The sequence below is a fragment of the Spiroplasma sp. hy2 genome, from assembly GCF_044714365.1.
Lineage (GTDB): Bacteria > Bacillota_I > Bacilli_A > Mycoplasmatales > Mycoplasmataceae > Spiroplasma > Spiroplasma phoeniceum.
Genome location: NZ_RXFZ02000021.1, coordinates 1 through 10,536, shown reverse-complemented (window position 1 = coordinate 10,536; position 10,536 = coordinate 1). Strand labels below are relative to the sequence as shown.

General features: G+C 25.0%; 11 protein-coding genes. All 11 read right to left on the bottom strand.

The genetic code is table 4. The features are described from left to right. Nucleotides 1–349: 349 nt before the first annotated feature. From EHV01_RS01380 to EHV01_RS01330, 11 genes are read right to left on the bottom strand one after another with little or no spacing between them, the layout of a single operon-like run. Nucleotides 350–1,483 carry a hypothetical protein gene (locus EHV01_RS01380; protein WP_422065885.1) on the bottom strand — a complete coding sequence of 378 codons (1,134 nt, stop codon included), beginning with the start codon at nucleotides 1,481–1,483 and terminating at the stop codon, nucleotides 350–352. Beyond that, nucleotides 1,440–2,366 carry a hypothetical protein gene (locus tag EHV01_RS01375; protein ID WP_422065884.1) on the bottom strand — a complete coding sequence of 309 codons (927 nt, stop codon included), beginning with the start codon at nucleotides 2,364–2,366 and terminating at the stop codon, nucleotides 1,440–1,442. Before EHV01_RS01375 ends, EHV01_RS01380 begins: the two co-directional genes overlap by 44 nt. After that, on the bottom strand, nucleotides 2,366–3,619 hold the full coding sequence (locus EHV01_RS01370; protein WP_422065883.1) for a hypothetical protein: 1,254 nt from the start codon (nucleotides 3,617–3,619) through the stop codon (nucleotides 2,366–2,368). Before EHV01_RS01370 ends, EHV01_RS01375 begins: the two co-directional genes overlap by 1 nt. 13 nt (nucleotides 3,620–3,632) lie before the next feature. Beyond that, nucleotides 3,633–3,902, bottom strand: a complete 270-nt coding sequence (locus EHV01_RS01365; protein ID WP_422065882.1) for a hypothetical protein — start codon at nucleotides 3,900–3,902, stop codon at nucleotides 3,633–3,635. A 15-nt stretch (nucleotides 3,903–3,917) separates the two neighbouring features. After that, nucleotides 3,918–5,087: a hypothetical protein gene (locus tag EHV01_RS01360; RefSeq protein ID WP_422065881.1), complete on the bottom strand. Its 1,170-nt coding sequence runs from the start codon at nucleotides 5,085–5,087 to the stop codon at nucleotides 3,918–3,920. A 15-nt stretch (nucleotides 5,088–5,102) separates the two neighbouring features. Further along, a complete protein-coding gene (locus tag EHV01_RS01355; protein WP_422065880.1) occupies nucleotides 5,103–6,701 on the bottom strand; it encodes a hypothetical protein in 1,599 nt (532 codons plus the stop codon). 34 nt (nucleotides 6,702–6,735) lie between these two features. Next, entirely contained in the window at nucleotides 6,736–7,962 is a 1,227-nt protein-coding gene (locus tag EHV01_RS01350; protein WP_422065879.1) for a hypothetical protein, read from the bottom strand. Between the two features lie 18 nt (nucleotides 7,963–7,980). After that, nucleotides 7,981–8,436, bottom strand: a complete 456-nt coding sequence (locus EHV01_RS01345; RefSeq protein ID WP_422065878.1) for a hypothetical protein — start codon at nucleotides 8,434–8,436, stop codon at nucleotides 7,981–7,983. 12 nt (nucleotides 8,437–8,448) lie between these two features. Further along, nucleotides 8,449–8,841 (bottom strand): hypothetical protein, encoded by a 393-nt coding sequence (locus tag EHV01_RS01340; RefSeq protein ID WP_422065877.1) that lies wholly within the window; start codon nucleotides 8,839–8,841, stop codon nucleotides 8,449–8,451. Further along, the gene (locus EHV01_RS01335) at nucleotides 8,822–9,313 is read right to left on the bottom strand and encodes a hypothetical protein (protein ID WP_422065876.1); all 492 of its coding nucleotides are present in this window, start codon (nucleotides 9,311–9,313) and stop codon (nucleotides 8,822–8,824) included. The genes EHV01_RS01340 and EHV01_RS01335 overlap by 20 nt, the downstream gene beginning before the upstream one ends. Continuing rightward, complete coding sequence (locus tag EHV01_RS01330) at nucleotides 9,268–9,552, bottom strand: hypothetical protein (protein ID WP_422065875.1); 285 nt, start codon at nucleotides 9,550–9,552, stop codon at nucleotides 9,268–9,270. The genes EHV01_RS01335 and EHV01_RS01330 overlap by 46 nt, the downstream gene beginning before the upstream one ends. Nucleotides 9,553–10,536 lie beyond the last annotated feature (984 nt).

The window sequence follows — 10,536 nt, the reverse complement described above, 5'->3', positions numbered from 1 at the left end:
AGAMNTAATATTCCAAGGATGCAAGCCCCAAATAAAGAATTTTTAACACCAACTAATAAATGATATTTTTATGTTCGTGAAAATAATGATGGATATATAACAAAAAAAATTTATTTTGATGATAATTTTATGAATAGCAAAAATACAAATACACATTGACAACATTTAAAAAATGATTCAAATTTTATTTGAGATTATAATTTAGTTTATCGTTGAGATGATGATAGTGAGCATGAGCCAGAAACACCAATTATTGACAAAAAAACTGGACAAATTACAAATTGAAATGAAAAAATATAAATATATAATTGTTAAAAGTCTTTTTAAAGAGTTTTTTTAAAAACGACTTTTATATTTCTAATGTAATTAATGATAATTTTTCATTATTTTTATTAAATAATTTTAGATTATTAATATTAATTTGTTCTTTTTCTGTAAAAATTGTAATATCATAAGTTCCACAACCCCATATACCTGATATTTCAATTTGATTTAAAATAAATAGTTTTTTATCATAAGTTATTTTAATATTATCTTCAACTAAATCTTTAGTCATACTCATTCAAGCTGCTTTAGAATAAAGTAATCTATATGATTGCGAAAAATAGTTTAAATAATCTTCTATTTTGTCGTTAGAAACAATTAAATTTGTTAAATATTTGCCATATTCACCATCAGATAGTTTAATTTCAGCAGGAATAAGAGAGGGGATGTTGTTTGTTTCTAATTCATTTGTTATTGATAATCAATTAAAATAATTTGTTTCCAATTGATAAATATAATTTTCTGAAATATCTTTGTTTTTAACAGTTATTTTTAAGTCGAAAAAATTAAAATAAGACGATTTTAATTGTACTATACAATCTTTAAATTCATAATATGCTTCTTCCCCACTACCTTCTATAATTTTTGGTTCAGAAAGTAACTCAAAATAGTAAGGAGCAATTAACTTTATATCATCGTTATAGCCCTTATTTACTGCCATATTACTATATACATAATTTGATAACATATATATAATTTGTTTAAATTTTTTTACACCATCTTCATTAAGATAAGTTGGGTTTTTAAATTTTCAATTTTCAAATAAGCCATCAATAACATCTTCTGGTTTTTGTCCTTCGAATTTTTGGCGTAATTTTGCCGCTTTATTAGTAGGGTTACCTTTTTCATCGTATTTTGCACCTTGAAATTTTCTATCATAATTATAACGATATGTTAACATATTTCTTAATACTTCTTCTAAGTTTCCACTTATTGAGGGCGATTTTATTTCAATTAGTAATTCACCATATCGAGAAGTATTATTTTGTCATATTGGTGGAAGTAAAGAAATAGATGGTGTTTCTGGCATTTTACTAGGTATTTTAACATTATATGAATATTTGCCAGGAGGATTATAATATGCAACAATATCACCTTCTAAAATTCTTGCATTTTTAATTAATTGTTTTTTTTGGTTTCTGATTATGATTACCAACACTAACTAAAAATAAACAATTATTTGAATTAAAAAATTTTTTTGCTATATTAAATGGTAAAAAACTTTTGGTAAATCAATATTGTAATACTCTTAAAGTAGGGTTTGTTTCAATTGGCATTGATAACAAAGGTACTAAACTAGCATTTTCAATATTTGATGATGGATAAGAATAAACACCATTAACATTCCCTCAACATTTAATATTACCAAATAACATTGATTTAGGATATTTAATTTCAATTCCAGTAAATACTGTATCTTCAGACAATGATTTTTGTAATACTAAATGAATGCTATTTTGATTTTTTCATTTGAAATCAGTTATTTTAACTAAATGCATAGATTTAATAATATTAACACCATCGGGTGTATAAGGGCGTTTATATTCTTCAATGATATAGCATTCATTTTTATTGTCCTCACTAATTGGTTCATTAATAATAGATACTATTTTTAAATCTAATGTTTCTAAAAATTCTTTGTCTTTTTTTGAAATATCATTAATTAAAATATCTTTTTCATCAATCATTACATAACTTGTGCTATTATCTTGGATTGTGGTGTTTTGCTGTATTTGTAATTTAAAATTAAAATCGCTAATTTCATAACCAGTTATTTTAATATATTCATCTTTATCAATAAAACCGATTTTAACGCTATTTTGAGAGTAATTTAAGATTGGTTTTTGCTTTGTCTTAACAAGATTATTAATTTTATAAATGTATAAGGTTCTTGCGCGGTCTTCGGTAAATAACTGTTCTAAATCGGGGTCGCTGTACTGCGATTGATTGGCAAAATCTAATGGAATACTATCAATTGAATAATCAATTGGTTCATCATTTTCTGCTAATTGTGCTAACATTTTTTCAGATGGTTTTAACATTATTCTTGTTCCCCTTCTTCATTAGACATATTGATAATAGTTTCTTTGTTATTTAATTGTTTGTTTAAATTAGCATTTACGGGTAAGCGAACATCAACAATTAATTCATCAATATGTCTAATATTAAATGTTCTACTATTTAAAACAGCATTATCATATTTAATTAACTTAATAATAAATTCAGTTAATTTAATTTCTCTGATATATATCATTTGTTCATAAGAAGCATTTGTTTGAATATTTACACCAGCAACTTCGGCTTGGGTTTGTTGCGCGCCCTTAGCAATTGCGGGAACATGATGACGATTTATTTTATAGTAATTAGTTAATAATCAATCATATATTTTGGTTAATTGCTCACCTTTAAAATTACCAGCTATATAGTCTACTGGTTGAAAATTACTATCGGGGTCTCCTTCAACTAATAACAAGTCATTTTCAATAAATGAAGCTAACATTTTACTAATTTCTTGGTCAACCACACCAGTCACTCCATTAGTATTAATAGTAAATTTACCACTATTTAATAATGGGTCTAACATTATTTTTTCCGCAATAATATCTAAAATACTAGCAAATTGTTTGCCATAACGAGCAGAAGGTTCAAAATTAGGATTATTAGGAATAATTTCAATTGGAATAAAATCAATCGGCAATATTTCTTCTCTTTGTAAATTTGTATAGTTATTTCATTTTGCATCATCAATATATAAATCAGTAATAGTACTATATAATCGTGTTTTTAACTTTCGCATAACTTTAACTTGCTTAGTAATATAATCAATCTCTAATTTTTCAGTAATAAAAACACTTTGGTTATTTTTAATATAAGGGTCATAATCAAAAGTACAAGATACTAAATTACCTAATTCATCATATTGGTCATTGTAAAAATCAATGGTAATAAAATTAAGTTTTGAATTATTAGCAAAAATAAAATATGCACCTTTACCATTCTTATTAATTTTATATTCGTTATATCAATTCTTATTAGTAAAATCTTGTATTTTTAAAAAGTTATTAATTAATTTAGTATCTAACTGTTGATTAGTAATTTGATTATAAATGCTAATTTCTAATTCGCGGGGATTTAAAAAATTAGCATTATCTTCACAAATTCTTTTTTCTAAAATTTCATTATGTTTTTGAATAGTAACATTTTTACGATTAGTAATTGTTGATGCTAAATTAAGATAATAACTATCAATATCATAACTCTTTTTTAATTTCTTTTTTGCTGGTAACAATCCCATTTATAACACCTCTTTATTTTGTTTCTTCTTTTTTAATAACATCTTCAATGCTATCTTGTTTTTGTTCTTTTTTATGTGTTTTGATAAATCTAATTGTTTCAATAATCAAAACTATAATTCCAGCACCAATAAGCATTGCTGAAACAATAACATATGCTGGTCAAGAAATACCTAATGTTTTTTCTCCTATAAAACAGATAATAATTCCTGCTATAAAAAACAATGATGAAATTCCAAATATTTTCAAAAACATAATTACATCTTTAATAGTTACTTTGGGCATAAAATCATCTCCTTCCTATATGGGTGTTCCTTCACCCTGATATTCATAAATACTACCTTCAAAATCTTTTCTTATATTATTATTTTCATCTCATAAATATATCTTATGATCACCATTACTAAAATAAACTCAATAATTAAATCATCTTGATGAATTTGGATTATAATACTGAAAATTAGTAATTTTAAAAGACATTTGATAACTAGTTAATTGAAACAAAACTTTAGGTGCAGTATAAATTTGTCAATCAGTAATTTTAATACTAGGATAAATAGAATAAAATTTGAAAACTTCTAATGAATTAGTTTTATCATTTTTTTTCCATAAAGAATTATTTTCGTAAATAGTAGTATTATATACCGCTTTTGTTGTTGGTACTTCTTCATCTGTTGACTTATTATTAATAATTTTTGTAATTGGAACTTGAATACTATTTTGTACTGCTCTGACTGCTTTGGTAAAGTTTTGCGCTGTTTCTGCAGTTAGATTTTTAATTTCTAAATCATTCGTTGTAATATTAACTGATTTAATTTCTTTTTTGCTTTCAATAGTATTGTTTGCAATTAAGTTATTTAATTCTAAGTTTGTATTTTTATTAACAAAATCTTGTTTTGTATTTACTTTACTCTCTAATTTAATATTAGTTTCTATTCTTTCATCTTTTTCTTTTTCTAATAAAGCATCAACTTCTAATTGTGTATAATATGCTTCTAAATCTATCATTGTTAAATCAATGCCTTCTTCTTGAAAAGTACGAAACATTTTCTTTAAAGTTGTTAAATTAGCCAATGATTTTGCATAAGAAGGCAATAGACCTTGTCATGTTGCCATAGGGTCATTTTGTGAATAATAATTAATATCACCAACACTCATATTTGCCGAAGTAAAAAACTCAATCGGAATCCGGTTAAATGTTCAATGTTCAACAGTAATAAACACCATATTAATACAAATTTTCTTCAATAATGGGTCTTTAAATGTTTCAAACTTTAATTTTGAAAATGGATAGTTTAAATATGAATTAATCATATTTTGGGCTCTTAATGCAAAAGTTTTAAATCATAATTCTACATCATCTTTAAAAAACTTATTATAACGAACTGGAACTTGCGTAATTTTACCTGTCATTGGATTAAAATTATTATAGTTTTCCAAAGTAACATTTTGTCATAATTCATTTAACATTTAATCATCTCCTCCTTATCATTTATTTCTTTTTGATTTAATTTTCTTTAAAATAAGCTTTTTACTACTTAATAGTGTTTTTGTTTTAATTGTTTTGTTTAAATCTTGTTTTGTTCTGAATTGTTTATATGTTTGAAATGCTAAACCACCGCCCAACAAACTATTAAAAACATTTTCTTCCAGATTTTTTAATAATTTATTTTTATTAGTAAAGTTATTTTTAAATTGCTCTTGTAATTTTAATATCTTAGCAATTGTTCAATATATTTTAAAACTATCTTTTACGATTTGTTGATAAGCAACTGGAGCAAAAGAAACTAAATTAAACAAACTTGTTTTTTTAAAACCTCAGCCAATAAACCACTCACTGTTCATATAAAATTTAAAAGGTTCAGGAGCCAAAACAAATTGTTCTGCTTTGATTAAAGTTGTCATAACGACAATCGGGGCATATTTAGGATTTTTATAGTATATTGTTAAAGCCACTTCACCGGCAACTGATAAAGGAGCAATTTTTACTGCTAAAAAAACATCAGAACCATACGCAAAAGGTAATAATTGTCCTTTTTGAATAGCTTTAGTTTCAAACTTAGATAATATTTTTTTAGTTTTATCGGTAATTTTACTAATTACTTTTTGTTTAATTGTAATTATTTGTTTTTCAATTGGGGCTAATAATTTTTTAGTTACTTTTTGAATATAAAAATTTGGGTTTAAATAATTTAAGACTTTATTTAATTTAATTGGCGTTTGATGCAAAATGTTTAATAATTTATTATTATATATTTTACTTCCACGCATTAAATTAGCATTTAATAGTAGGTTTTTACCAACACCTTTTTTATGAAGATTCGTCATAATGTTATGTCATTCGTTAGTACTAATTTTGCTTATTTTATTAATATTTAATCCATACTCAGATAATCATTTATTAGCATTTTTTTCATTTATGCGTGGTATTTTTTGAACTAATGTAGGACTTATTTTTTGAAGGTTTTTTTCAATTTTTAATAAATTATTAATTGTTTCTAAATTAGAAACTTTAAAACCTTTATAAAAATCATTTCGTGCTAATTTTCCAATTGTATATAATAAAGTTTCATTATTAGCCTGCTTTGTAAAATCAAATATTAATTTATCAGATAAAATCTTTTTACCTGTAACTTGTTTTACAACATCTTCTAAGTTATTAGCAGTTATTACACCTAATTTTTCAAGTAATTTATTTTCTTTGGCTAATTTTAAAATTATAGTTGTTCGAGCAGCCCGTGTTAATTTACCAACACCACCAATTGCTGGTAATAAATTTAAAGCAGTACTTTTTGCTGTCACTTCTGAGGTTAATTTATCATATATTTGATTTACAGCAAAATCAGTTGATATTTCTACTCCAAATGAGATAAATGCGGCAGCAAAATTAGATAATCCTGCTCCCAAACCAATAGCCGAAGCAATCCCGCCAGTTAAAACTGACAAACCAAGAGCTAAAACTTGAATTCCTAAAAATTCTAATAACTGTAAAACAAAACTTTTTTCTTGTTGTTGGATTGACAATCTAGTTGGATTTTTTTTAACAGCATAAATAAGGGCTGTTTTAGATGTTCCAATTGGCATATCTATCAAACGAAAAAGTACTATTTTTTAGTACTTAAGTATTTTTAATTACTACATCAATCGGGTTTGTTTGCCCTGTAGCATTATTTTTACCTTCAATTTGAACTTCAACAGTTTTATCATTTGTAATATTAATTGGTCAGTCTTCACCCTTACTTTCAATAAAGTAATCATAATCACTTTCAGTTAAAGAACTATTTACTGCTTTAACTGCTTTTAAAACAACATCTTTAAATTGTGGTTTTAATTGTTCAGCTGTTGCTTGTGTTGGGTCTGTTACATGAATAGTTGGTTTGTCTAATTTACTAATTCCACTAATATTAATTTTTGTAACAATATGTTTAATAATTCCCTTGGGTTCAACTACTGCTCCACCTAAATATAAAACTCTTTCCATAATTAACGTATTACCCATTCCAGTACCTAACGCAGCAGCACCAACTCTTAACGGAGTATGATCTTTTTTGCGTAAAATAAGCGGGTCATATTTTTTGCTAAATTTAAAGGCAATTGCATTAACACCATTTGGTAATAGAGTAATTGTTCCTTCTGAACCATCTTTATTAATAATTGGTAATTTTTTAGGAACCATATAGTATGTTGTTCCTTCAACAGTTTTCATTGCTCCACTTGTTGCAATTACATTGTTTATTTGGTCGTTTGCTCCAAGTTGTAACTGTAGTTTATTGCGAATTCCACGAATAAAATCAGCCGAACCCAATACAACTGTTTCTGATGGAGTAAAACCATTTTCATATATTTTATCCATAATTTCATCGTGGATTTGTAAAGCATTTGTGTCATCTGCTTTTTGACCTTGAATAGTCGTAACTGTTCCTTTGTTAATAATTTCTAAAATTTTATTGCGTTTATAAGCAACCTCAGTATCCATCGCTTGTTCAATATCAGCAGCCCAAAGATTAGGATTAAAATCACTTTCTACAGGGTCTAATTTACGAGCAAAAGTTAAAATTGTATCTAATTCAACAATTCCATCTTCAAATTCCACTGTTGAATATTTTAGTAGGTTATCATCAGTATTAAATACTTGTCCWTTTTTTCCTAGACCTTCATTATATTTAATATTTTTCTTTCTTTTATATGTTAAACCAAATTTATTGGCTTCTTTTAATGCAAATAAAGCTTCTCAACTAAATTTTTGTTGATATGTTTGTAAATATCACTGGTCAAATGCTTCACGCTCTTTTTGTGTTGCTTGATTAACAATATCACCAAATATTTTTTGTGTATTTTGTGCCATAATTTTTATGCCTTCTTTCTATTTATTAAATACATTGTCTGTATCTAAAATATTATTTTCTTTGTTTTCGATTTTTGGTACACCACCAGTATTAACGGTTTGTACTTTGATTAATTCATCATAAACACTTTGTAAGTGTGTTTTAATAACTTCAATATCATCATTAATATCATAAGATTTTAGTAAGACATTTTTAAATTCTTCATTATCAGTTAAAGAATTATTAAAATTATTAATTTCAATTTGTTTTAATTGCATAGTTTGTTGTTCTAATTGTGAAATTAATTCAGTGTTTTTGGTTTGCAATTCGTTGATTTGTTGATTGTTATTTTCTAAATTGCTTGTATTAAACTCATTAATTTCTTCAGAATTTTCTAAAATAACTTCTGCTGTTTTAATATCAAAACTATCATCTTCATTTTTAATAGGTTCATTATTTTCATCAATAAGAACATATTTTACATTTTTTACCATTTTTTCACCTCCTTATTTTTTAATATTTGTTCTTTTTCTAATGGCTTTTTGAATAATTTCAAAACTATCAACTCGAAAAGATAAAAAATAACGTTTATTTTTTAAATTTAGTTGATTAAATACTGAGCCTTTAATTTTTATCTCATCATCTTTTCTTAATTTTAAAAACTCAGATACAATTGGTGGGTTATATATTGATAATGTTGAGTAATTTAATCCTTCCCACTGACATTTAGCAGAACAAGCATCAACTTCAACACCACCAGCAACTAGTGCTTTAATTTTGGTTTTAACCGGATTTTCATGGAGTCTAACAGTTAATTCTAATTTATTAATTCTTTTATTTTTTATTTTAGGTTTATTAGCTGGTGATTTTTTAGATAGATTACTTTTTGCTTGTGCCATTTTTATCAACTCCTTTTGTTATAAAATATTGTAAATGTTTTCAAGCATCGTGTTCGTGCTCTGTCATTTTAATATTTCCTTTATAAATATAATTTTTCTTAACAACTGGCGATTGTAAAACATAATTTAAATTAAAGCGATATTTGCATAAAACTGTTAAACCACCAATAAATTTAGGAGTAGATAATGGATTTTTTATTTTTAATCCCTTATGCAGTTGATAATCTTCAATTATTACAATAACTTTATTTAAATAAGAACAAATTTTATTTTTAAATTTGTTTAATATTAAATAGATATTATTTATTGCTTCTTCTTCATTTTTAGAATTAAAAGTAATATTATTAATTATTTTATTTTGTAAAACATTATAAATAATCATACCAGTTTGTCCAATTCCAGCAGGATCAATTGCAATAATATATTTTAAATTATTTGTTTGATTTTTTTCTCAATTTGTAATATTTTTCAACCATCAGAAGCTAAATCTAAAATATCGTTAATTTTGTAATGTTGCATATAAGAAGCAATAACATCCCACTTGTTTTTAAATAAATTTAAGTACATTTTTGCTCATTCTAAACATTGCAAATCATAATGTTTTTTATGATGTGAAATACGACAATTAACAGGTTGACAATTAACTCAATCAAACGAAGTTGTTATTTCATTTCAAGTTTTATTAATATACAAACTTTTATATTCTGTCATTATATATACTCCTTAATTCTTTTTATTTGTTGCTCAAATTTCATCATTAATATCATTTGCAGTTACTGGATAAGCTCGTATCATTAATTCTTGTAATTTATTTTCAATTTTTTTATTTAATTTTTTCATCAAATATTTTCCTTTCTGTAAATCTGTAAAAAAACATAATATTCCTTTATTGGTTAATATTTTGATATTTAGTAAATAATTTATTTTAGTATTTAATTACTTAGCCACCCGCTTCACTTTGAAGGTGAGCGGGGGCGGTAGGATATTTTGATAGAGTTTATCCCCATAAGGAAATAAACAAAGAAACAGTTTACCCAGTTATTAATTACGCTTCATCCATCCCTAGACAACTTTATATAAAGAAAATAACCTTTTGGAGTTCCAACCCTCTTGTTTTTTTAGTGTCCGATATTGTTTTTTTTCGGTTTAACAACACTCTTTTTATGAAAACAAGCCAAAAAACACATGCTCTGACATTTTACAAGTGATTAATCTTGTCGAGAATTAAAGAAATAAATAGGAGAGTAAATCCAATCGCTTTCACACTTTCTTTAAGGCTTCGTGCCATAGATGAGTTATTCATCTTTAAGCATCAAAATATTAAGTTTTAGTATTGCATTATTCATCAGATAGTACCTTTATTAAAAATGATATTACTTAGTTGTTAAACCGAAAAAATATAATAAATCACAGAAAGGAAATTATAAAAATTAACTAATTTGTAGGAAAAAATAGGTTAATTTTTAATTTTAAAGATACTATCTGATGAATAATGCAAATAAAAAATCGCTCTGATAAGCGATTACTTTAATTTGTATTTAATTACTTTATTTATATTTTTTATAAAACCTAAGCTTTTTTCCGACTACCTGAAAGTTTAAAAAGATATATTGTTGGTTATTGTAATGAATTATTACCTTTTAATGAAGAAATAATGCGTAGTAAATATGAACAAATAAAATATATTGAAAAATA